Genomic DNA, 22181 nt, shown 5'->3' with positions numbered 1-22181 from the left:
CGTCCGCTTCTCGCCCCTAGAGTTTCCTGAAGCCCCTGCGCGACGAGGCCATGGCGGGCGGGCACCGGGCGTACCACTTTCGGAGGCGGGACCGAATGCGCAGGTATCCGTGACAGGGGAGTACACCGGACAGCCCGTCAGGACGACGAGCTTCGTCGGCAGGCGCCAGGAGACCGCCGAGGTCAGACGCCTGGTGGCCGCCCATCGACTGGTGACTCTGACCGGTACGGCCGGAGTCGGCAAGACCCGGCTGGTGCTGCACGCGGTGCCCCGGCTGGCACGGGCGTTCGCCGACGGGGTGCACCTCGTCCACCTGGCCGGTGTGCGGGACGCGTCACTAGTGCCGCTCGCCCTGATCGAGGCGTTCAACATCCGTGACGTGTCCGGCCGTTCGCCCGAGCGCGTCCTCGTCGACCACCTCCAGGACCGGGAGTCGCTGCTCGTCCTCGACAACTGCGAACACCTCGCGGACGCGTGCGCCCGGCTCGTCGACACGCTCCTCGCGGAGACGAAGACCGTGCGCGTGCTGGCCACCAGCAGACATCCGCTGGACGTCCGGGCCCAACACGTCCTGGAAGTACAGCCGTTGCCGACTCCCTCGGCGGACGAGCCGCTGTCTCCCAAGCCCGCGCTGGAGTACCCGTCACTGGCCCTGTTCGCCGACCGGGCCGCCGCCGTACTGCCCGGGTTCTCGCTCACGCCGGCCAACCAGGACGCGGTGGCCGCCCTGTGCCGCCGCCTCGACGGACTGCCGCTCGCGATCGAATTGGCCGCCGTACGGATGCGCGCCCTGGGCGTACAGCAGTTGCTCGAACGCCTCGACCGCCGCCACCGGCTGCTGACCGCCGACGAGGACGCCCTGCCCCGGCACCGCACCCTGCGCGCGGCCGTCGACTGGAGCCACGACCTGTGCACCCCCGACGAACAGGTGGTGTGGGCCCGCGCATCGGTCTTCCCCGGGAGCTTCGACCTGGGCGCCGCGGAGGAGGTCTGCGCCGAACCCGGCCTGGACCGTGACGAGTTGGTGGACGCCGTGGCCGGTCTGGTCGACAAGTCGCTGCTGGTCCGGGACGGCGACGCCGTCCACGCCCGGTACCGGATGCTGGAGTCGATCCGGCAGTACGGCCTCGACCGGCTCCGCGAGAGCGGCGCCGACGCGGAGGAGGCGGCCCGGCGCCGGGTCCGGGACTGGTGCCTGGACTTCGTCGAGGACTGCGAGCACCGCTGGTTCGGCCCCGAACAGCCGGAGCTGGTACGGCGGTTGCACGCGGAGTCGGACACGATCCGCTCCGCGCTGGAGTACTGCCTCACCACACCCGGTGAGGTGCGAGCAGGGCTGAAGCTGGCCGGACATCTGTGGTTCTTCTGGTTCGCGACCGGAGGCATGATGGAGGGCAGGTACTGGCTGGAACGGCTGCTCGCCACCGCCCCCGAGCCGACCGTCGCCCGCGCCCGGGCCCTGTGGTCGCTGGCCCTGATGCTGCTCAGCCAGGGCGACGCCGCCCGGGCCGCGCCCCTTGTGGAGGAGTCCCGTGAACTGGCCCTGCGGCTCGGCGCCGAGGCCGAGGTGGCCCACACCTTCTTCGGCCGGGGCGGCGCCTGCCTGATCAGCGGTGACTACGACCGGGCCCGGGCCGTCTACGAGGAGGCGCTGTCGCGGCCACCGCGCGAGGGCGAGTCGATGAGCCTGGTCGGCTTCAAGTACGTCGAACTGGCCCATGTCCTCGCCATCCAGGGCGAGTTCGACGATGCGATGGCCCTGTGCGAGGAGTTCCGGCCGATCTGCCTCAGCCACGGCGAACAGTGGATCCACTCCTACCTGCTGCGCATTCTCGCCTTCGCCGAATGGGCCAAGGGGGACCAGACGTCGGCCGGGGCGCACGCCCGGGAGTGCCTGCGGCTCAAACGGGTGGTCGGTGACGTGTTCGGCATCGGCATGACGCTGGAACTGCTCGCCGCGGTCCACGCGCGCGACGGGGACGGCCGGTCGGCCGCGGTGCTGCTGGGCGCGGCCAAGCGGATCTGGCAGGACGCCCATGTCGCCCTCGACCGAACTCCGTCCCACGGCCCGGTGCGCACCGAGGCCGAGGAAGGCGCCCGAGCGCTGCTGGGCGCCGCCTTCGACCACGCCTACCGCGAGGGCCTCGCACTCACCCCGGACGACGCCGTGCGCCACGCACTGGGCGAACGGGAGTCACCCGCCCGGCAGTCGGCCGACACCCCGCTCACCCGCCGGGAGACCGAGGTCGCCGAACTGGTCGCGGAAGGACTGACCAACCAGCAGATCGCCGACCGGCTGGTGGTCGCACTGCGGACGGCGGAGGGCCATGTGGAGCGCATCCTCAGCAAGTTGGGCTTCACCTCCCGCAGCCAGGTCGCCGTCTGGGCCGATGCACGCAGAGCCGTACGGCCGTGAAGCGAGCGAGAGAAGGGCACACCGATGGAACACGGAGAACCCACGACCACCACCCCACCTGCCCCACCCATCAAGCACCACGCCGGAATCCACTCGTCCGACGAGGAGTTCCTCGCGGTGGTGGTGCCGTTCCTCAGGGAGGCCGTCGCCGCCGAGGACGAACCGGACCCGGTGGCCATCACCACCACACGCAAACTCGACCTGCTGCGGAACGCGCTCGGCCCCGACGCCCACCACGTCGACTTCCGCGACTCCGCGCGCTGGTACCGCGGAAGCCCCGCGAACAGCATGGCCACCGCCCTCGACTACTACGTCACCCACGCGAGCCCGGACGGCCGCCTCCACATGGCGGGCGAGCCGGTCTGGGAGGGCCGTACACCGCGCCAGATCCCCGAGTGGAAGCGGTACGAGGCCCTGGCCACCGAGCTGTTCACCGGAGCCCCGCCCGACCTGATGTGCCTCTACGACACCCGGACCGCACCGCCCGACGTCGTCGACGCCGCCCGGCACACCCATCCGACGGAACTGGACCGGCACGGCGTCCGCCCCAGCCCGCTGTTCATGGCGCCCGCCGAGTACGCGACCCTGGGTCTCGGCCCGTTGCCCGCGCCGCCCGGGGACGCGGTCGTCGTCGGCCTCGACGGTGACCTGACCGCCGGTCACCGGTTCGCGGTGGACCAGGCGCGGGTCCGTGGCATGGCGTCCGACGCGGCGGCCCGCTTCGGGCGGGCCGTGTCCGGTGCCACGGGCTACGCGGCGGCCCAGGGCTGCGACCGCGCGCTGTTGCGGTTGTGGTCTACCACTCGGCGGATCGTCTGCGAAGTGCGCACCTCGCGCGGCCGGATCACCGACCCGTTCCTCGGCTTCAGGCCGCCGGGCCCCGAGACCCGGCCGGAGGACGGGCTCTGGGAGACCCGCCAGGTCTGCGAGTTCGTGGACATGAGGTCCGACTACGGGGCGACGGGCGGCTGGACGATCCGCATGGAGACGGACCTCGTGGGGACGGACCTCGTGGGGACGGACCTTGTGGCGTCGGGTTGACGAACCGCCGCGCGGATTCGGGTAGTTCCCCCCGAGACCGGACGGTCACGGTGGACGCATGGTGGACCCGAGGCCGGGCCCGGTCCCGGACCCGGCCTCGCACCGTACGCGCCGAACGCCCCCGGGGGCCGAACGTCCTCGGGGCCGAAGGGAAACGACCATGCCGAACGACCGTCCGCGCGGCCTGCCGACCGTGGGCGAGGGCCGCACCACGATCCTCGGCCCGGGAAGATCCTCGGTCCGCCAGGCCCGGGAAGCCGTCCGCAAATGGCTGGTCGAGTACGGTCTCCCGGACCTGACGGACCTCACGGAACTGCTGGTCAGCGAACTCGCCACCAACGCGGTCGTGCACGCCGGCGGCCGTTACCGCCTCACCCTGTCCCTGGGCGTCGGCACCCTGCACTGCGAGGTCGCGGACGAGCACCGGTATCTTCCCCGGCCGTCGCACCGGCAGCCGGAGAGCGCCCTGCTCCCCGAAGCCGACGCCGACAGCGAGAACGGCCGGGGTCTCCTCCTCGTCGACGCACTCGCCCACCGCTGGGGCAGCCGTCTCGTCGAGGAGGGCAAGGAGGTCTGGTTCGAGCTCGAACTCGCCCCACCGGACGGCCCGGAGAACACGGAGAGCGCGAGCACCGGCCACCCAGCACCGCCCCCGCCCCGACCCGAGACGCCGACCGGCTACGACACCGGACCCCGGGACGCATGCTCCTCCCGGGGTGGTGGCGGTACGGCTCCGTCCGGCGAGTCCGCGAGCAGCCGCGCTGGCAGCCACCGGGCCGCAGCGCACAGGCACACACCGAGCCAGCCGACGGCGAACAGCCAGCCGCCGACCACATCGGTGAACCAGTGCACGCCCAGATACACCCGGGTCAGTCCGACCAGCGCGCCCCAGCAGCCGACGGCCAGACAGAGCGCGGTCCGTCCGTGCGGGGCGCGCACGCCTATCGCGAGGATCACCAGCCCGGCGGTGACCGCCGCCGTGACAGTGTGGCCGGAGGGGAACGACCACCCCGAGGCGTGTCCGGCCCAGTCGGCGCGCAGCGGGCGGGGCCGCGCGACCCGCGTCATCACGCCGTAGCGCAGTCCCTGCCCGGCGGCGAGGCAGGCCGTGGCCAGAGCCGCGGCGAGCAGGCGTCGGCGTATGGTGCGGCCGGTGAGGAGTCCGGCGAGGACGACGAGGGCGTACGGGACGACGCCCGTGCCGGTCGCGCTCACACCGCGTGCCACCGCCACCGCCACGTCCGGGCGGTGGGCGACGGACCACGACAGCAGATCCTCGTCGGTGAACAGCGGAACGCCCTCGCGCCCGATCACGACCATGCTCAGCACACCGAACGCGGTCCAGGCACCCACCCCCACGCTGCCCGCCAGTTCGGCGACGTCCTTGCGGTTCATGACACCACCAGCGGTCGCAGCCGCCCGGCCGTGATCCGCCGTGCCAGGGACTCCGGCCGGCGCCGTACCAGGACCATCGCGCCGAACGCGAGGAGCGTACCGACCAGTACGCCCGCCACGACGTCGTGCGGATAGTGCACCCCGACCCACACCCGGGACACCGCCATCGCGAGGGCGGCCACCGCCGCGAGCGCACCCAGCCGGCGGGAGACGAAGAACAGGGCGGCCGCCGCGGCCGCCGCGATCGTCGCGTGATTGCTGGGGAAGGACCAGTCGCCCCGCGCGGGACACGCCTCCAGGGTGACCACCCGCAGGCTCTGGCAGGGGCGGTTCTCCCGCACCAGCGACTTCAGCAGGGTGTCGATCCCGTACACGGCCACCACGACCAGCGGCACGGCCAGCGCCGTCAGCGCCGCCTCGGCACCCACCCGGCGCGCCCGCCACCAGCCCACGAGCATCAGCGCGGCGAACACCACGAGCCCGTACGTGGACCAGGCCGTGACCGTGTCGTCCAGCCAACCGGGCGCCCGCTGCGCCGAGTTGACCACGTCCTCGTAGGCCGAGCCGTCGATCGAGGACCCCTGGAAGGCGACGAGGATCATCCGTGCGCCTCCCCGGCCTTCGTCGCCCGGGCCGCCCGGCGGGAGCGGCGCACCTCGACGACGAGGGGGAGCAGCGACACGACGACGATCACGGCGACCATGGGCAGCAGGTACTTGTCGACGTTCGGGACCGAGGAGCCGAGCGCGTAACCGGCGAGCGTCAGTCCCAGGCTCCACACCAGGCCGCCGATCACCTGCCACACGGTGAACGTCCGGACGGGCACCCCGAGCGCGCCCGCCATCGGATTCAGCACCGTCCGCACCACGGGCACGAAGCGAGCCAGCACGACCGCCTTCGCGTGGCCGTATCTGTCGAGCAACTCCTCTGCCCGCCGGGCGCCTTCGTGCAGGCGGGTCGAGCGGCTGCGGGTGAGCAGCGCGCCGCCCGCCTTCCGGCCGAGCAGATAGCCGCACTGCGCTCCGGCGAGCGCGCCCACCGCCGCCGCGACCAGGAGGGGCGGGAGCGACAGCTTCACGGCTCTGTCCGCGCCGCCCGTGCAGAGCAGGCCCGCCGTGAACAGGAGGGAGTCGCCGGGCAGGAAGAACCCGATCAGCAGCCCCGTCTCGGCGAACATCACCACGCCGACCCCCAGCACACCGAAGGCGGCGAGCAGCGACTTGGCGTCCAGCACGTTGACGGCGAGCTGGGACGCCAGGTCCAAGGGTGTGTTCATCGTCGCGAGCCCCTTCGCCGGTCGGATGTCTCGTACGACATCCATCTCTGACTACAAATCTGTAGACGGTCTACTCAACTGTAGACGATCGCAGCACGCGAGGAGTTCCGCACTTTTGCCCGGTCGTTGCCGATTCATGACTGACGGACTACACGCATGTAGTCATGATGGTCCGCGAAGTAAGGCATGCCTTCACTAACCCAGGAGGGGTCGCACCCAATGTGGGACGACGCGTTTCCGAGCTTTCTGATCGGGCTGCGGGAGGGACTGGAAGCGGGACTCATCGTCTCGATCCTGGTCGCCACCCTCGTCCGCGCCGATGCCAAGTCCCGCCTGCCGCAGGTGTGGACGGGCGTGCTGGCCGCGATCGCCCTCGCGCTGAGCTTCGGCGCCGTGCTCACGTTCACCGCGGCCAACCTCTCGGCCACCGCCCAGGAAGCGTTCGGCGGTGTCCTCAGCGTGATCGCCGTCGCGTTCGTCACCGCGATGGTGTTCTGGATGCGCCGCTCGGCCCGCACCTTCTCCGGCGAGATCAGGGAGAAGGTGACCGGCGCTCTCGGCATGGGCGCGGGCGTGTTGATGCTCACCTCGTTCCTCGCGGTGGGCCGCGAGGGCCTGGAGACGGCCCTGTTCCTGTGGACCACCGCTCGCGCGGCCGGCGAATCCTCCGGCCCCCTCACCGGTGCCGCCATCGGCCTAGTCCTCGCGGCGGGCCTGTGCTGGGGCCTGTACCGCCGGGTCCTCAGGATCAACCTGACGAAGTTCTTCACCGCCACCGGCGTCGTCCTCGTCGTCATCGCCGCGGGTGTCCTCGGCTACGGGCTGCGCGACCTCCAGGAGGGCGGTGTCCTGCCCGGCTTGACGACCTACGCCTTCGACCTCAGCGGCAGCGTCGACGCCGGCTCCTGGTACAGCACCCTCGTCCAGGGCGTGTTCAACCTGATGCCCACGATGACCTGGCTCCAGGTGGTGGGCTACGTCGGCTATCTCGCCGTGGTCCTGCCGCTGTTCCTGGGGGGAGTCCGCGGCGAGCGGGCCAAGGCACCGGAGCCGGAGCCCACGCCCGCACCTGAGCCCGTGTCGTCCCCGCGCCGCCGCCCCGTCTGGGTGGTTCCCGTCGCCGTGGTCGCCGTACCCGCCGTCGTGGCCGGGCTCGTCGTCGCCCTCGCCCGCCCCAAGCCCGCGAGTTCCCAGACGGTCGCCGTCTCCGAGACGGAGTGCGGCAAGGGCTTCACCGCGCCCGACACCGGACGCCAGACCTTCCAGATGCACAACACCGGCGACAAGACGTCCGAGGTGTACCTCATCGACCCGGCCTCGGGCGCGGTCTACGGCGAGGTCGAGGGCATAGCGCCCGGCACCACCCGGGACCTGGTCGCCACCGTCGCGGGCGGCTCGTACGCCTGGCGCTGCGTCCCCACCGGCGCGAAGGCCGTCACCTCCGCCACCGTGCACGTCAGCGGCGGGGGAGGGACGGTGAAGGCGGTCGTCCCCGTCTCCGAGAACGACCTCGCCGCGCCCCTCAAGGCCTACAAGGTGTACGTCGACCAGGGCCTGGCCACCCTCGAGACCCAGACCCGGCAGCTCGGCGCCGACATCGCGGGCAACCACCTCGACAAGGCGCGCACCGACTGGCTGACCGCGCACCGCACCTACTCCTCGCTCGGTGCCGCCTACGGAACCTTCGAGGACTTCGACAAGAAGATCAACGGCCGGGCCGACGGGCTGGCCGGGGGAGTGGACGACAAGGACTTCGCGGGCTTCCACCGTATCGAGTACGGGCTGTGGCACGGGCAGTCGGCGAGCGAGTTGAAGGTGCCGGCGCAGCAACTCGCCACCGCCGTCGTGGGGTTGCGGAAGGCGTTCCCCACCCAGGACTTCGACCCGGGCGACCTCCCGCTGCGGGCCCACGAAATCCTGGAGAACGCCCTGCAGTTCGAGCTCACCGGCGATACCGACGAGGGCAGCGGCACCAACCTCGCGACCGTCGACAGCAACCTCGCCGGCACCCGTGAACTCCTCACCGTACTCAGGCCGTTGCTGACCAAGGAGTCCACGACGCTGCTGCCGACCGTCGACGCCGCCGTGGCCCGGCTGCAGAAGCTGCTCGACTCGGCGCACCACGGCGGCGGTTGGACCCCCGTCGAGCAGCTGAGCCGGCCGGACAGGGCTCGACTCAACGGCGCCACAGGGCAGTTGCTTGAGGATCTGGCCCCGGTGCCGGACCTGCTGGAGATCAGGAAGTCCGCCTGATGAGCGCCGAGAACACGAACAGCACTGGCCGTAGTGAAGGGAACCCTTCGATGTCCACTGCCGAAACCCCGGGCTGCCCGGCCGGAGCCGGCCGCCGCTCCTTCGTCCGGACGGCGCTCGGTGCCGGGGCCGCAGGAGCGGTGCTGGCCGGCGGGGCGTTCGCGCTCGCCGAGACCGGCGGCACGGCCCAGGCGCAGGCCGCGGACACCACCAACGCGGCGAAGGTGCCCTTCCACGGCACCCATCAGGCGGGCATCCTCACCCCCGCACCGGCCGCCGCGACCTTCGTCTCGCTCGACGTGATCGCCGACAACCGCGCCGAACTCGCCGACCTGCTGCGCACGATCACCGAACGGGCCCGCTTCCTCACCTCCGGCGGCACCCCCACAGACCTGGGCGTGGGAGCGCCGCCCGCCGACAACGGCATCCTCGGACCGGAGGTCCCCGCCGACGCCCTCACGGTGACCGTCGGCGTGGGCGCCTCCCTCTTCGACGACCGCTACGGCCTCGCCAAGGCGAAGCCGAGCCGGCTGACCCCGATGAAGACCTTCCCGAACGACAACCTGCGCGCCGCCGAGTGCCACGGCGACCTGTCGCTCCAGGTGTGCGCCGCCCGTCAGGACACGGTGCTGCACGCGCTGCGCGACATCGCCCGGCACACCCGGGGCGGCATGCAGATCAAGTGGCGTATCGACGGCTTCCAGAACACCCCGCGTCCCACGGGCGCCCAGCGCAATCTTCTCGGCTTCAAGGACGGCATCGCCAACCCGGACGTGAAGTCCGCGCGCGAGACCGACCGGCTGATCTGGGTCGGCGACGGACAGGGCGAGCCCGCCTGGGCGAGCGGCGGCAGCTACCAGGTGATCCGGATCATCCGCATGCTCGTCGAGTTCTGGGACCGGGTCTCGCTCAGCGAACAGGAGTTGATGTTCGGCCGCCGCAAGGACACCGGCGCCCCGCTGGACGGCGCCAAGGAGACGGACATCCCGCACTACGCCAAGGACCCCAAGGGCACGGCGATCCCGCTCGACGCCCATATCCGCCTCGCCAACCCGCGCACCGCGGCCACCGACACCTCGCGCATCCTGCGCCGCGGCTACAACTACGACCGGGGCATCGACACCGTCGGCAACCTCGACATGGGTCTGGTCTTCTGCTGCTACCAGCAGGACGTCAAGCGGCAGTTCGAGGCGACCCAGACCCGGCTGATAGACGAACCTCTCGTCGACTACATCTCCCCGACGGGCGGCGGCTACTTCTACGCGCTGCCCGGCGTGCGGGACACCAAGGACTGGCTCGGGAGGGGTCTGCTGGCGTCCTGAACAGGCACTTTCCCTTCCCTTGGCCAAGACCTGCCGTGGGCTTTGCCGACCATTACTGCGAATGGGTTGCAGGTACGGGAGGATGGCACGAGGTTGCAGTCCGCGACCTCGTCCCCGGCAGAAAGACCCCCTCGATGACGGCCGCTCCCGAGTCCGCTCCGACCCTCCCCGTCACGGCCGCGACCTCGCGGCCGTCGGTCTGGTACCGCGTCCGTACGTCCATGACGCGGCAGGAGTGGACCAGGGTCGGCGGGATGGCCGGCTTCATCCTGGCGCTGCACGTGATCGGCTGGTTCACGCTCGTGTGGATCGTCGCGCCCGGGCACTACAGCGTCGGCGAGAAGTCCTTCGGCATCGGCATGGGCGTGACCGCGTACACGCTCGGCATGCGGCACGCGTTCGACGCCGACCACATCGCGGCCATCGACAACACGACCCGCAAGCTGATGAGCGAGGGGAAGCGGCCTCTCTCGGTGGGCTTCTGGTTCTCGCTCGGCCACTCCAGCATCGTCTTCGGCCTGACGCTCCTGCTCTCCCTCGGAGTCAAGGCGCTGGCGGGCCCGGTACGCGACGACAACTCCCAGCTCCACGACGTCACCGGCCTCATCGGTACGACCGTCTCGGGCACGTTCCTCTACGTCATCGCCGCCATCAACCTCGTCATCCTGGTCGGCATCTGGAAGGTGTTCCGTCAGATGCGCTCGGGCGACTTCGACGAGGCCGCCCTGGAGGAGCACCTGAACAACCGGGGCTTCATGAACCGCATCCTGGGCCGCTTCATGAAGTCGATCACCAAGTCCTGGCAGATGTATCCGCTCGGCCTGCTGTTCGGCCTGGGCTTCGACACGGCGACCGAGATCGCGCTGCTGGTCCTGGCGGGTTCGGGCGCCGCGTCCGGCCTGCCCTGGTACGCGATCCTGTGCCTGCCGGTCCTGTTCGCCGCGGGCATGTCGCTGCTGGACACGATCGACGGCACGTTCATGAACTTCGCCTACGGCTGGGCCTTCTCCAAGCCGGTCCGCAAGGTCTACTACAACCTCACGATCACCGGTCTGTCCGTCGCCGTCGCCCTGATCATCGGCACCGTCGAACTCCTGGGCCTGTTCGCCGAGAAGCTCGACCTGCACGGCTTCTTCTGGGACTGGGTCGCGGGCCTCGACCTCAACGTCATCGGCTTCGTCATCGTCGGCCTCTTCTTCGCGACCTGGGCCGTGGCCCTGCTGGTGTGGAAGTTCGGCCGGATCGAGGACAAGTGGACGGCGGGCCTGGCCCAGCCGGCGGAGCGGCCCGCCGAGTAGGCCCTCAGGACCGGACGCCCGACTCCTTCCGCCCCTTCACGATCTGCTTCTCCGCGTCCCCGGTGTACGACCAGGGAGTCGACGTCGCCCGGCGCCCCATCATGCCGAGCACGGCCGCCGCCACGTCCTTGGTCCCCGCGTAACAGGCTGCGTGGGCAAGGTAGTTGAGGTCGCGGAGTTCTCCGGGCGGGATCGGTCCCTCCTCGCGGGCCGCGATCCAGCGCTGCCAGGTGCGGCGTACGTCGCTGACGGCGCCGTCGTGCGTCCAGTGCTGGCCGAGGCCCACGGCGGCCTGCTGGCCCAGGGCCGAGTTGAGGGCGAAGCGGTACTCCTCGACCCGCGCGTACTGCACCAGCACCGGCAGCGCGCAGCCGGCCGGTGCCACGCCCGCAGCGTCGCGGGCGAAGTCGTACATCAGGCCGTGGCTGCCGTGCCAGCGTGAGGAGTAGTAGTGCAGGACCTGGAGGTGGCCCTCGACGCTGTAGGGGTCGCGCCGGTGCAACTCGTCCCACCAGCGGGCGAGTTCCTGCCGCCGTACGCCCGCCGGGTAGAGGCGGGCGACGGAGATCAGGGAGATCCACGGCGTGGGGTCGTCCGGGTACGTCTCGGCGGCCTGGAGGCAGGCCATGACGGCGCCGTCGATGCGGTTGCGGTCGATGGGCACGCCCCGGCCCGCCGCGATGGCCAGGTTGAAGGCCCGGGCCGTCTCCGTGGCCGCCCGCAGGGTGAGCGCGTCGCCGCTGCCGGGCTCGGCGGCGAGCCACGACTCCACCGTCGAACTGCTCGCGCAGGCCTGCGCGAGCGTCCGGACGCGGTGGCCGCGGGCGAGCCAGTGCGCACCGGTGTTCCGCAGCAGGTCCCGCAGTCCCTGCCAGCGGCCGATGACGATGTCCTGTCGGGCCGAACTGAGGGGCGCGTCCCCGCAGTCGGGGTCGAAGTCGGGGGTGAAGCGGTCTCGCGCCATCGGGGTGCCCCTCAGAAGTCGGTCGGGAGACCCTGATGGACCCGCGACTGTTCGGGCACGAAGTCGTCCGGGACGTAGTCCGTCTCGACGGTGTGCGTGGCGTCGAGCCGCGCGGGCCGGTAGTACTCGCTGCCCTGCTTCCAGTACCAGAGCATCGGGATCAGGCCCACGGCGAGGCCGCCGATGCCGATGGTGATCGCGGCGGTGCTCAGGCTGCTCAGCGACTCGACGAAGATCCAGAACATGAACAGGGCGCCGAACAGCGGCCACAGTCCGCCGAAGAGGAAGTTCCCCGCCGACTTGAACAGCATCTTGCGGTAGGCGACGACGACCGCGAGGCCCGCGAGGCCGTAGTACACGGCGATCTGCAGACCGATCGCCGAGATCGCGTCGACGAGGATCTCGCCCACCGAACCGAGCGCGTTGGACGCGATGAACATCGCCAGCGCCACCCCGCCGACCACGACGATCGCCACCCAGGGCGTGTTCCAGGTGCGGTGCACCCGGCCCAGCGCGGCCGGCATCGTACGGTCGCGGCCCATCGCGAACAGCGACCGCGTGACCTGGATGAGCGTGGTCTCCAGGGTGGCGATGGTGGACAGCATCACCGACACGATCAGCAGCTTGCCGCCCCAGCCCGGCCAGATCTCGTCACCGAGCACGGCCAGCACATTGGCCTTGTTGCTCTCGATCTGCCGCGAGGACAGGATGACGTTCACCGCGATGGTGAACACCTCGAACAGCAGGAACACGATGCCGACGCCGATCAGGCCCGCGAGTCCGGTCGTACGACGGCTGTTGCGGGTCTCCTCGCTGAGGTTGCTGGTGACGTCCCAGCCCCAGTAGTAGAACGCGGCGATGAGCGCGCCCGAGGCGAAGCCGGACACCCCGTCGAAGTGGCTGAAGCCCAGCCAGGACCAGTCGAAGACACGGGCGTTGCCGGTGTGGACGAGGGCCAGTGCCGCGAACAGCGCCAGAATGCCCAGCTCGACACCGGACATGACGAGCTGGGCCCGGACCGTGAGCCGGGCGCCGCCGAGCACCACGAGCAGCATGATCACGAACCAGGCCGCGCCGACGACCGTCGACAACGCCGTGTTGTCCGCGAGACCTTGGTCGAACAGGGACAGGGTCATCGACCCGGCGGGCAGCGACCCGGCGACCATGAAGATGGTCGCGGAGATCACCAGCGCCCAGCCGCTGATGAAGCCCAGAAAGGGATGCAGGGTGCGCCCCACCCAGGAGTAGCTGGCGCCCGCGTTCACGTCGATCCGGCCGAGATAGCTGAAGGCCAGCGCGATGCCCAGCATGGGTATCGCGCAGTAGAGGAGGGCGGCCGGACTGGCCAGCCCCACCGCGCCGACGAGGACCGCGGTGGTCGCGGCGATCGAGTACGCCGGGGCGCTGCCCGCCACGGCCATCACCACGGTGTCGAACGTACCGAGGGCGTTGGCCTGTAGCCCTCTGCCCCTGTTGTTGCTCATGGTTGCGCTGCTTTCCGTCTTGCACGACGTGCGGAGTTGAGCGGACCGGCCCCGGACCCGGAGAGAGGTGGCCTCGGGTCCCTGGCCGGTCGGAACAACAAAAGGGAACGGTGGATTCCGTTTAATCGCTGCGTCGGCGGACGGTCACACCGTGTGTGGATGTGATGATAGCCGTAGCTCTTGACCTTTCAAGATTGACCAGCGAGTAATCTCCTGTGAACGATCAGTCGCCGAGTCGGTCGATCTGGCGCAGTTTGTTCGTCGCGTCGAGGGCGGCGACCTTGTAAGACTCCGCCAGCGTCGGGTAGTTGAAGACCGCGTCCACGAGATAGTCGACCGTTCCGCCGCAGCCCATCACCGACTGGCCGATGTGAATGAGCTCCGTCGCACCGGTCCCGAAACAGTGCACGCCGAGCAGGGTGCGGTCGGTGGGGGAGACCAGCAGCTTCAGCATGCCGTGCGAGTCGCCGATGATCTGGCCGCGCGCGAGTTCGCGGTAGCGGGAGATACCGACCTCGAACGGCACGCACTCCTCGGTGAGTTGGTCCTCGGTCTTCCCGATGAAACTGATCTCCGGAATGGTGTAGATGCCGATCGGCTGCCGGTCGTCGATCCGGTGCACCGGCTCACCACAGGCGTGGTACGCGGCCGTACGGCCCTGCTCCATCGAGGTCGCCGCGAGCGCCGGGAAGCCGATGACGTCGCCGACGGCGTAGATGTGCGGGACCGCGGTGCGGTAGTTCTCGTCGACGTCGATCCGGCCGCGCCGGTCGGCGGACAACCCGGCCTTGTCCAGGTCGAGTTCGTCGGTCAGGCCCTGCCGGCCGGCGGAGTACATCACGGCGTCGGCCGGGATCTTCTTGCCGCTCTCCAGGACCGTCAGCGTGCCGTTGGTGTGCCGCTCGACGGCGGCCACGGTCTCCCCGAAGCGGAAGGTGACGGCGAGGTCCCGCAGGTGGTACTTGAGCGACTCGATGACCTCCAGGTCGCAGAAGTCGAGCATGCCGGCGCGCTTCTCCACCACGGTGATCTTGCTGCCGAGCGCGGCGAACATGGAGGCGTACTCCATGCCGATGACACCGGCCCCGACGATGACCATGGACCGGGGGACCTTGGGCAGGTCCAGGACGTTGTCCGAGTCCATGATGGTCCGCCCGTCGAACTCGACGGTGTCCGGCCGCGCGGGACGCGTACCGGTGGCGATGATGATGTTCTCCGCGGTCAACAGCCGTTCGTGGCCTGTGACATCGGTCAGTGCGATGGTGTGCGGGTCGACGAAGCGGCCGGTGCCGGCGAACAGCGAGACCTGGTTGCGGGACAACTGGTTGCGGATGACGTCCACTTCACGGCTGACCACGTGCTGGGTCCGTGCGGTGAGGTCGCCGACGGTGATGTCGTCCTTGAGGCGGTAGCTCTGCCCGTACAGATCGCGCTGGGTGAGGCCGGTGAGGTACAGCACCGCCTCGCGCAGCGTCTTGGAGGGGATGGTCCCGGTATGGATGGAGACCCCGCCGACCATGTCGGGGCGGTCGACGACGGCGACCCGGCGGCCGAGCTTGGCCGCGGCGATGGCGGCCTTCTGGCCACCCGGTCCTGAACCGATGACAAGCATGTCGAAGTCGGGCACCTCCGGAGTCTGTCAGCCGGAGCGCCCTCTCCGAAAGGGTGAACGGGTAACCAGGTGTCGACAAGACGGTCGATCGGCAGCTGGATGCCCGTACGACGGCTAGGGAAGCAGTTTTTCCAGCGCCGCCGCCCCCTCCGCCGCGATCTTCCGCCGGGCCCACTCCAGGCTCTCCGGGGTGACGTCCCGGCCGGCCGCCAGGACCACGTCCTCCGGGGCCACCTCGGTACCGGTGCGGGCGTGCAGCAGGGCGTCCGGGGTGGCGCGATCCTCGGGCTGTGCTGTCGACATGGTGCCTCCTCGCCTGAGACCGGGTGAGTGCCGTGGGTCCCACTCCCACGATTCCTCGCCCGCCCCCAGTGTGCATCCGGAAGAGTGGCCGACGGAGCACGTGAACCTAAGCTTGGAAGCGGCCCGCGCGGGCCCGAACCAGGGAGGCTGCCGCGATGGTCGAGACCCCGCCCGAACAGGACACCCCCACCGGACCCGGATATCTGCCCATCGCCGAGCACGGACTGATCGGCGATCTGCGGAGCGTGGCCCTGGTGGGCACGAACGGCACGATCGACTGGTACTGCTGCCCGTCCTTCGACGCCCCCAGCGTCTTCGCCGCGATCCTGGACGCGGAGCGCGGCGGCTCCTTCGAGCTGGCCGCCGCCGTGCCCGCCCGCACCAAGCAGTTCTACTTCCCCGACACCAACGTCCTGATCACCCGGTTCTTCACCGAGGACGGCGTCGGCGAGGTCCAGGACTTCATGCCGGTCACCGGGGAGTCGGACGAGGCGGCCAGGCACCGGCTGATCCGCCGCGTGGTGTGCGTACGCGGCTCGGTCCCGTTCCGAATCAAGGTCGCGCCCAGGTTCGACTACGGCGCCAGCCCGCACACCGCGCGGATGCTCGGCGACGTGGCCCTCTTCGAGTCCGCCGAGAAATCCCTCGCGCTCACCGCCACCGTCCCCCTGGAGTGCGACGAGGTCGACGTGTGGGCGGACTTCAAACTCGACGAGGGCGAGTCCGAGGTGTTCGCCCTCGACCAGGTCGACGGCGAGGTCTCGCCCCGGAACTGCGCGCGCACGGAGGCCGAGGACGAGTTCAACACGACCGTCGCCTACTGGCGCCGCTGGCTCTCCCAGTCCCGCTACCGGGGCCGCTGGCGCGAGATGGTCCACCGCTCCGCCCTCACCCTCAAGCTGCTGACCTACGCCCCCACGGGAGCGATCGTCGCCGCCCCCACCACCAGCCTCCCCGAACAACTCGGCGGCGAGCGCAACTGGGACTACCGCTACGTCTGGATCCGCGACGCCGCCTTCTGCGTGTACGCCCTCCTGCGCCTCGGCTTCACCGGCGAGGCGAAGGCGTTCATGCAGTTCGTCTCCCGCTACATCAGCCCCGGCGACGGCAACCCCTCAGGACCGCTCCAGATCATGTACGGCATCGACGGCCGCACCGAACTCACCGAACGCGAACTCCCGCACCTCGAAGGCCACCAGAAATCCGCCCCCGTCCGCGTCGGCAACGCCGCCGCCGACCAGCTCCAACTCGACATCTACGGCGCCCTGATCGACTCCATCTACCTCTACGACAAGTGGGCCGAGCCCATCTCCAGCGCTCAGTGGGACGATGTGTGCGCCCTGGTCGACTGGGTCTGCGTCCACTGGGACCAGCCCGACGAGGGCGTCTGGGAGACCCGCGGCGGCCGCAAGAACTTCCTCTACTCACGCCTGATGTGCTGGGTGGCGATCGAGCGCGCGATCCGCCTCGCCAACCGCCGCGGCCTGCCCGCCAACCTGCCCTACTGGGGCGGCTGCCGCGACACCATCTACCGCCGCATCATGGACCGCGGCTGGTCCGAGACCCGCCAGGCCTTCGTCCAGTACGAGGGCAGCGACGTCCTCGACGCCGCGCTGCTGATGATGCCCCTGGCGAAGTTCATCGCCCCCACCGACCCCAAGTGGCTTTCCACGCTTGACGCGTTGACCGAGGAACTGGTCTCCGACTCCCTCGTCTACCGCTACAACCCGCAGGCCAGCCCCGACGGACTCCGCGGCGACGAGGGCACGTTCTCGATCTGCTCGTTCTGGTACGTCGAGGCCCTGGTCCGCGCCGGCCGCGTCGACGAGGCCCGCCTCGCCTTCGAGAAGATGCTCACCTACGCCAACCATCTCGGCCTGTACGCCGAGGAGATCGGCCGCACCGGCGAGCAACAGGGCAACTTCCCGCAGGCGTTCACCCATCTCGCCCTGATCAGCGCCGCGTTCAACCTGGACCGGGCGCTCGGCTGATCCGGCTGATCCGTCTGTGTCGTGCAACAAGCGTCACCGAGGTGTCACAGCACGCGATGGCACCACAACTACCGCCGTACGTCTCGTGTCGAACCCCCTGACCGCAACAAATTTGACCCACGGGGGAACACATCATGACGAACGTGTCACGCAAGAAGGTCTCCGCCGCCGTCGCGTCCGCGACCTTCCTGCTCCTGGCCGGCGCCGGCATCGTCGCCGCCCCGGCCAGCTACGCGGGCGTCCCGGGCGGCACCAGCGCCGTCGACCGCAACAGCGACTTCAACGGGGACGGCTACGACGACGTCCTGATCGGCGCGCCGGGCGGCACCGTCGACGGCAAGGAGGGCGCCGGATACGTCACCGTCCAGTACGGCGCCCCGAACGGCATCGCCACCAACAACACGGTTCCCAAGGGCCGTACGGCCGTCATCAGCCAGTCCACGCCCGGTGTCCCCGGCACCTCCGAGACCTACGACTCCTTCGGCCAGGCGATCGCCACCGGCGACGTGGACGGCGACGGCTACGACGACGCGATCATCGGCGCGCCCGGCGAGGACGAGGGCAGCGTCGAGGACGCGGGCCGCGTCACCGTCCTCTACGGCTCCAAGGCGGGCCTCGGAGCCGAGGCGAACGACTCCTTCACCTCGGCCACCCCGAAGGCGGGCGACCGGTTCGGCCAGTCCGTGGCGGCGGCCCGCTTCACCGGGGCGACCGACACCGACGAGATGGCCGTGCTCGACAACAACGGCGCCCAGATCTTCACCTACCACACCGGCATCCTGCACACGATGGGCGCCCTGAACACGACCACCCACCCCGGCGGCCACCGCCTCCAGCCCGCCTACCTCACCACCGGCGACTACGACCGCAACGGCTTCGCCGACCTGGTCATCTCCGGCTACAGCCCCGACGACGACTACCAGCAGGGCTGGTCGGCCCTCTACGCGGGCGGCGAGACCTCCCTGACATACCGTCAGGACTTCAATGGCGGCCTGGGCACCGCCTCCGGCGACATCAACCACGACGGCTACGACGACCTGGTGCTCGGCCAGCTCAGCAGCGCCGACGACAAGGCAGAGGGCGACGACGGCGGCAAGATCGCTGTCTATTACGGCAGTTCGAAGGGCCCCACCGGCCCCGCGGACTGGTGGTCGCAGAACTCCCCGGGCGTTCCCGGCACTTCGGAGCACGGCGACGCCTGGGGCAACGACCTGTCCGTCGGTGACGTGGACGGCGACGGCTACGCGGACGTGGCCGTCGGCGCGCCCGGCGAGGACGTCGGCACCGTCCAGGACGCGGGCGCCGTCTGGCTGTTGCGCGGTTCGCGCGACGGCGTGACCGCGACCGGCGCCCAGTCCTTCGACCAGAACACCGCGAACATCCCCGGCACCGCCGAGGCCGACGACGCCTGGGGCTCCCAGGTCCGCCTGGCCGACACCAACCGCGACGGCCGCGCCGAGCTGGTGGCCTCCGCGCCCGGTGAGAACTCCGGTGACGGCTATGTGTGGTTGCTGCCGGCGGGCCCGGGCGGCCTGCTCGCGGAAGGCTCTTCGCTCTACGGTGCGGCGGACCTGGGTGGCGCGGCGAAGGCGGCCCGGTTCGGGGCGGCGATCGACGAGTAGGGGAGCGTGGCGGCGCCCGCGACCGGTGCGGGCGCCGCGTGCGACCTGGTTTGATGTGCGCATGGTGGTAGCACTGGTGGTCCTCGTGCTGGGCGGCCTCGTCACCGACCGGATCACGCGCAGGGTGCGACTGTGCCGGGCCGTGACGTCCGGACGAGGACCCGTCTGCATGCTGAAGTGGCCCGAGCGGGACGGCCGTTGGCGACCCGGACGGCTCGCGAAGGATGCGGACGGTCTGCTGACATGGACGCCCGCGCCGCGCGGAACCGAGGTCGCCCGGCCGGCCGGGCTGCGCCGCACCGGGACACGCGAACCCGCCTGGTGGCGCGAGGCGCCGGCGGTCAACCCCTCGTCCCGGATCCTGGAGTACGACGCGGCGGGTGAGCCCCTGCTCATCGCCGTCTTCGTCAACGACTTCGACGTAATGGCGCCGATTCTCGGCGAGGTCTAGGCTCACAAAGCCTGTTCGGCCCAGATGACCTTGCCCGCCGGGGTGTACCGGGTGCCCCAGCGCTCCGACAGCTGGGCCACCAGGAACAGGCCCCGGCCGCCCTCGTCCGTCATCGCCGCGTACCGCAGATGGGGTGACGTGGTGCTGCCGTCGTAGACCTCGCAGATGAGGGTGCGGTCGCGCAACAGGCGGACGCGGACGGGGTCGTTGCCGTAGCGGATGGCGTTGGTGACCAGTTCGCTGAGGATGAGTTCGGTGGTGAACGTGAGCTCGTCCAGGTCCCAGTGGGTCAGTTGGCGGGTGACCGAGGCGCGCATGTCGGCCACGGCTGCGGGGTCGGACGGTACGCGCCATTCGGCGATGCGGTCGGCGCCGAGGGCGCGGGTGCGGGCGACGATGAGGGCGATGTCGTCGCTCGGCCGTACCGACAACTCCGAGTCGAGGACTGCCCGGCAGGTGTCCTCGGGGGAGTCGCCGGCCCGGGTGAGTGCCGTGCGGAGCATCTCCAGGCCCACGTCGATGTCGCGTTCCCGGTCCTCGACCAGTCCGTCCGTGTAGAGGACCAGTCGGCTGCCCTCTTCGAGCTTCAACTCGGCGGTCTCGAAAGGGAGTCCGCCGAGTCCGAGCGGGGGTCCGGCGGGGACGTCGGGGTACTCGACGGTGCCGTCCGGGCGGATCAGCGCGGGGGGCGGATGGCCGGCGCGGGCCACGGTGCAGCGCAGGGTGACCGGGTCGTAGATGGCGTAGAGGCAGGTCGCTCCGGTGACCGGGGCGCCGCTGTCCTCCGTCGTCTCGTCCTGGTCGATGCGGCCGACCAACTCGTCCAGCAGACCGAGGAGTTCGTCCGGCGGCAGGTCCAGCGCGGAGAAGTTGAGGACCGCGGTGCGCAGCCGTCCCATGGTGGCCGCCGCGTGCAGGCCGTGGCCCACGACATCGCCGACGACGAGCGCGACCCGGGCGCCGGACAGGGGCAGTACGTCGAACCAGTCGCCGCCGACCCCGGCCTTCGCGGGCAGATAGCGGTAGGCGACGTCGAGGGCGGTCTGCTCGGGGAGGCGGCGGGGCAGCAGGCTGCGCTGGAGGGTCACCGCCATGCCGTGCTCGCGGGTGTAGCGGCGGGAGTTGTCGATGGAGATGGCGGCGCGGGCGACCAGTTCCTCGGCGAGGGCCAGCTCCTCCGAGTCGAAGGGCTCGGGCTTGTCGGAGCGCCAGAAGTTGACCACGCCCAGGATCAGCGCCCCGGCCCGCAGCGGCACGGTGATCAGCGAGTGGATGCCGTACTCCACGACCTGCGCGGTGCGTTCCGGATCCTGGGTGAGCCAGCCGGGGGCCTCGCCGAGCCGGGGTTCGACGACGGCGTCCCCGGTGTCGAGGCTGCGGGCCTGCGGGGCGGACTCCACGAACTGGATCTGCTTGCCGACCGGATAGAGCGGTGCGTCGTCCCGGACCCCGCTGTAGGCCGTGCGGCGCAGCTCGGTGCCGGGCTGGGGTTCCTCGCCGCTCAGGACGGCGTCGTAGAGGTCGACCGTGACGAAGTCGGCGAAGCGGGGGACGGCCAGTTCGGCGAGTTCCTCGGCGGTGCGGGTGACGTCCAGGCTGGTGCCGATGCCCACTCCGGCGTCGTAGAGCATGTTGAGGCGTTCGCGGGCGACCTCGGCGCGGCCGGAGAGGGCGCGCAGTTCGGTGGAGTCGCGGAGCGTGGTGACGCTGCCGGGCGGGCCGCCCTCCAGGTCGGTGGGGCGCTGGTTGACGGCGAGGAGCCGGCCGCCGACGCGGTGCACCTCGTCCGTCGCGACCCGGGCGGAGGCCAGCAGGGCGGTCATCTCGGCGTCGAGCCCGAGGTCGAGGATCAGGCGTCCCTCGCCGTTCTCGGGGAGGTCGAGCAGCTGGCGTGCCTCGTCGTTGGCGAGGAGGAGTCGGCCCTCGCCGCTGACGATGATCACGCCCTCCCGCACGGCGTGCAGGACGGCGTCGTGGTGCTCGTACATCCGGGTCATCTCGTGCGGGCCCAGCCCATGGGTCTGGTGCTGCAGCCGTCTGCTGACCAGGGCGGTGCCGCCGGTGGCAAGGACGAGCGCCACGCCCGCGGCGATCAGCAGGAGCGGCAGCTGCTGGTCGGCGGTGCCGCCGACGTTCGCCTTCGTCACCCCGGCCGACACCAGGCCCACGACCTTGCCGCCGGGACCCCTGACCGGCACCACGGCCTGCACCAGCGGTCCGATGGTGCCGGTGATCTCCTCGGTGACGACATGCCCGGCCAGCGCGGGCGCGATGTCCCCGACGAACTTCTTGCCGATGCGGTCCGTCTTGGGGTGCGTGTAGCGGATGCCGTCGGTGTTCATGACGACGATGAAGTCGACCTTGGACGTCTTGCGGGCGGCCTCGGCGCTCGGCTGGAGGATCGCCGTCGGGTCGGCGCTCTTCAGGGCCGCGACCGTGCCGGGCGCGTTGGCGAAGGTCTCGGCGACGGCCACCGACCGGTTGCGGGCCTCCTGCGTGCTGTCGTGCCGCACCTGGAGGACCTGTGCCACCACGGCCGACACGACCAGCAGCAGCACGATCACCACCTGCAGCATGAACACCTGCCCGGCGACGCTGCGCGCGGCCAGACCGGACCGCCGGTGCCGGTGTTCGCGCGCCCGACGAGCACGGTCGTACGGGCGCTGCGCGCGCAGACCGTCGGGGCGGTGGGTCGACCGGGCCCTTGGCCGACCCGTCAGGCGGACCATGAGCCCATGTCTACACTGCCCGAC

The 22181-nt window shown here is 70.7% G+C and carries 16 protein-coding genes and 1 pseudogene; 9 read left to right on the top strand and 8 right to left on the bottom strand.

The features are described 5' to 3' along the window. Nucleotides 1-109 precede the first annotated feature (109 nt). The 3 genes and pseudogenes from JHN45_RS13005 to JHN45_RS12995 all read left to right on the top strand — a co-directional run. On the top strand, nucleotides 110-2416 hold the full coding sequence (locus JHN45_RS13005) for a LuxR C-terminal-related transcriptional regulator (RefSeq protein WP_307783096.1): 2307 nt from the start codon (nucleotides 110-112) through the stop codon (nucleotides 2414-2416). Nucleotides 2417-2440: 24 nt separating this feature from the next. Then, nucleotides 2441-3457, top strand: coding sequence for an MEDS domain-containing protein (locus JHN45_RS13000; RefSeq protein ID WP_201049134.1), 1017 nt, complete (start codon nucleotides 2441-2443; stop codon nucleotides 3455-3457). A 58-nt stretch (nucleotides 3458-3515) separates the two neighbouring features. After that, a pseudogene (locus JHN45_RS12995) lies at nucleotides 3516-4025 on the top strand (ATP-binding protein); the annotation flags it as partial. Between the two features lie 110 nt (nucleotides 4026-4135). On the opposite strand, the gene JHN45_RS12990 reads toward JHN45_RS12995, so the two are convergent. Genes JHN45_RS12990 through JHN45_RS12980 form a run of 3 tightly spaced genes read right to left on the bottom strand, consistent with a single transcriptional unit; the run spans nucleotide 4136 to nucleotide 6128 of the window. Beyond that, nucleotides 4136-4852 (bottom strand): phosphatase PAP2 family protein, encoded by a 717-nt coding sequence (locus JHN45_RS12990; RefSeq protein WP_201049133.1) that lies wholly within the window; start codon nucleotides 4850-4852, stop codon nucleotides 4136-4138. Continuing rightward, entirely contained in the window at nucleotides 4849-5454 is a 606-nt protein-coding gene (locus tag JHN45_RS12985) for a phosphatase PAP2 family protein (protein WP_236583636.1), read from the bottom strand. Before JHN45_RS12985 ends, JHN45_RS12990 begins: the two co-directional genes overlap by 4 nt. Next, nucleotides 5451-6128: a DedA family protein gene (locus tag JHN45_RS12980; RefSeq protein WP_201049132.1), complete on the bottom strand. Its 678-nt coding sequence runs from the start codon at nucleotides 6126-6128 to the stop codon at nucleotides 5451-5453. The genes JHN45_RS12985 and JHN45_RS12980 overlap by 4 nt, the downstream gene beginning before the upstream one ends. 219 nt (nucleotides 6129-6347) lie before the next feature. On the opposite strand from JHN45_RS12980, the gene efeU reads away from it, so the two are divergent. The 3 genes from efeU (at nucleotide 6348) to JHN45_RS12965 (ending at nucleotide 11001) form a co-directional block, all read left to right on the top strand. Further along, nucleotides 6348-8381 (top strand): iron uptake transporter permease EfeU, encoded by a 2034-nt coding sequence (gene efeU, locus JHN45_RS12975; RefSeq protein WP_201049131.1) that lies wholly within the window; start codon nucleotides 6348-6350, stop codon nucleotides 8379-8381. 50 nt (nucleotides 8382-8431) lie between these two features. Beyond that, on the top strand, nucleotides 8432-9703 hold the full coding sequence (efeB, locus tag JHN45_RS12970; RefSeq protein WP_201049130.1) for an iron uptake transporter deferrochelatase/peroxidase subunit: 1272 nt from the start codon (nucleotides 8432-8434) through the stop codon (nucleotides 9701-9703). 134 nt (nucleotides 9704-9837) lie between these two features. Continuing rightward, the gene (locus JHN45_RS12965; RefSeq protein WP_200710311.1) at nucleotides 9838-11001 is read left to right on the top strand and encodes a HoxN/HupN/NixA family nickel/cobalt transporter; all 1164 of its coding nucleotides are present in this window, start codon (nucleotides 9838-9840) and stop codon (nucleotides 10999-11001) included. Nucleotides 11002-11005: 4 nt separating this feature from the next. Here JHN45_RS12965 and JHN45_RS12960 read toward each other — a convergent pair whose 3' ends face one another. The 4 genes from JHN45_RS12960 to JHN45_RS12945 form a co-directional block, all read right to left on the bottom strand. Further along, a complete protein-coding gene (locus tag JHN45_RS12960; RefSeq protein WP_200710312.1) occupies nucleotides 11006-11965 on the bottom strand; it encodes a hypothetical protein in 960 nt (319 codons plus the stop codon). 11 nt (nucleotides 11966-11976) lie between these two features. Further along, nucleotides 11977-13449, bottom strand: a complete 1473-nt coding sequence (locus JHN45_RS12955; protein ID WP_201049129.1) for an APC family permease — start codon at nucleotides 13447-13449, stop codon at nucleotides 11977-11979. A 223-nt stretch (nucleotides 13450-13672) separates the two neighbouring features. Continuing rightward, nucleotides 13673-15076, bottom strand: coding sequence for a Si-specific NAD(P)(+) transhydrogenase (sthA, locus tag JHN45_RS12950; RefSeq protein ID WP_019067933.1), 1404 nt, complete (start codon nucleotides 15074-15076; stop codon nucleotides 13673-13675). A gap of 99 nt (nucleotides 15077-15175) precedes the next feature. Next, a complete protein-coding gene (locus JHN45_RS12945) occupies nucleotides 15176-15364 on the bottom strand; it encodes a hypothetical protein (protein WP_201049128.1) in 189 nt (62 codons plus the stop codon). 155 nt (nucleotides 15365-15519) lie between these two features. Here JHN45_RS12945 and JHN45_RS12940 point away from each other — a divergent pair, with 155 nt between their 5' ends. The 3 genes from JHN45_RS12940 (at nucleotide 15520) to JHN45_RS12930 (ending at nucleotide 19428) form a co-directional block, all read left to right on the top strand. Further along, nucleotides 15520-17355 (top strand): glycoside hydrolase family 15 protein, encoded by a 1836-nt coding sequence (locus JHN45_RS12940; RefSeq protein WP_200710316.1) that lies wholly within the window; start codon nucleotides 15520-15522, stop codon nucleotides 17353-17355. 134 nt (nucleotides 17356-17489) lie between these two features. Beyond that, entirely contained in the window at nucleotides 17490-18977 is a 1488-nt protein-coding gene (locus JHN45_RS12935; RefSeq protein WP_201049127.1) for an FG-GAP-like repeat-containing protein, read from the top strand. A 61-nt stretch (nucleotides 18978-19038) separates the two neighbouring features. Then, entirely contained in the window at nucleotides 19039-19428 is a 390-nt protein-coding gene (locus JHN45_RS12930; RefSeq protein WP_201049126.1) for a hypothetical protein, read from the top strand. Nucleotides 19429-19430: 2 nt separating this feature from the next. Here the strand turns inward: JHN45_RS12930 and JHN45_RS12925 are convergent, their stop codons facing one another. Continuing rightward, on the bottom strand, nucleotides 19431-22157 hold the full coding sequence (locus JHN45_RS12925) for a SpoIIE family protein phosphatase/ATP-binding protein (protein WP_201049125.1): 2727 nt from the start codon (nucleotides 22155-22157) through the stop codon (nucleotides 19431-19433). Nucleotides 22158-22181: the final 24 nt, after the last annotated feature.

It is taken from the genome of Streptomyces sp. MBT53 (assembly GCF_016654115.1).
GTDB lineage: Bacteria > Actinomycetota > Actinomycetes > Streptomycetales > Streptomycetaceae > Streptomyces.
Note: the sequence above shows the minus strand (reverse complement) of the source record. Positions and strands in the feature narration are given on the sequence as shown.

What these genes read in the sequence shown, in the direction of transcription:
- JHN45_RS13000 (WP_201049134.1), top strand. Translation starts at nt 2,441, where the DNA reads ATGGAACACGGAGAACCCACGACCACCACCCCACCTGCCCCACCCATC.
- JHN45_RS12990 (WP_201049133.1), bottom strand. Translation starts at nt 4,852, where the DNA reads ATGAACCGCAAGGACGTCGCCGAACTGGCGGGCAGCGTGGGGGTGGGT.
- JHN45_RS12985 (WP_236583636.1), bottom strand. Translation starts at nt 5,454, where the DNA reads ATGATCCTCGTCGCCTTCCAGGGGTCCTCGATCGACGGCTCGGCCTAC.
- JHN45_RS12980 (WP_201049132.1), bottom strand. Translation starts at nt 6,128, where the DNA reads ATGAACACACCCTTGGACCTGGCGTCCCAGCTCGCCGTCAACGTGCTG.
- efeU (WP_201049131.1), top strand. Translation starts at nt 6,348, where the DNA reads ATGTGGGACGACGCGTTTCCGAGCTTTCTGATCGGGCTGCGGGAGGGA.
- efeB (WP_201049130.1), top strand. Translation starts at nt 8,432, where the DNA reads ATGTCCACTGCCGAAACCCCGGGCTGCCCGGCCGGAGCCGGCCGCCGC.
- JHN45_RS12965 (WP_200710311.1), top strand. Translation starts at nt 9,838, where the DNA reads ATGACGGCCGCTCCCGAGTCCGCTCCGACCCTCCCCGTCACGGCCGCG.
- JHN45_RS12960 (WP_200710312.1), bottom strand. Translation starts at nt 11,965, where the DNA reads ATGGCGCGAGACCGCTTCACCCCCGACTTCGACCCCGACTGCGGGGAC.
- JHN45_RS12955 (WP_201049129.1), bottom strand. Translation starts at nt 13,449, where the DNA reads ATGAGCAACAACAGGGGCAGAGGGCTACAGGCCAACGCCCTCGGTACG.
- JHN45_RS12945 (WP_201049128.1), bottom strand. Translation starts at nt 15,364, where the DNA reads ATGTCGACAGCACAGCCCGAGGATCGCGCCACCCCGGACGCCCTGCTG.
- JHN45_RS12940 (WP_200710316.1), top strand. Translation starts at nt 15,520, where the DNA reads ATGGTCGAGACCCCGCCCGAACAGGACACCCCCACCGGACCCGGATAT.
- JHN45_RS12935 (WP_201049127.1), top strand. Translation starts at nt 17,490, where the DNA reads ATGACGAACGTGTCACGCAAGAAGGTCTCCGCCGCCGTCGCGTCCGCG.
- JHN45_RS12930 (WP_201049126.1), top strand. Translation starts at nt 19,039, where the DNA reads ATGGTGGTAGCACTGGTGGTCCTCGTGCTGGGCGGCCTCGTCACCGAC.
- JHN45_RS12925 (WP_201049125.1), bottom strand. Translation starts at nt 22,157, where the DNA reads ATGGTCCGCCTGACGGGTCGGCCAAGGGCCCGGTCGACCCACCGCCCC.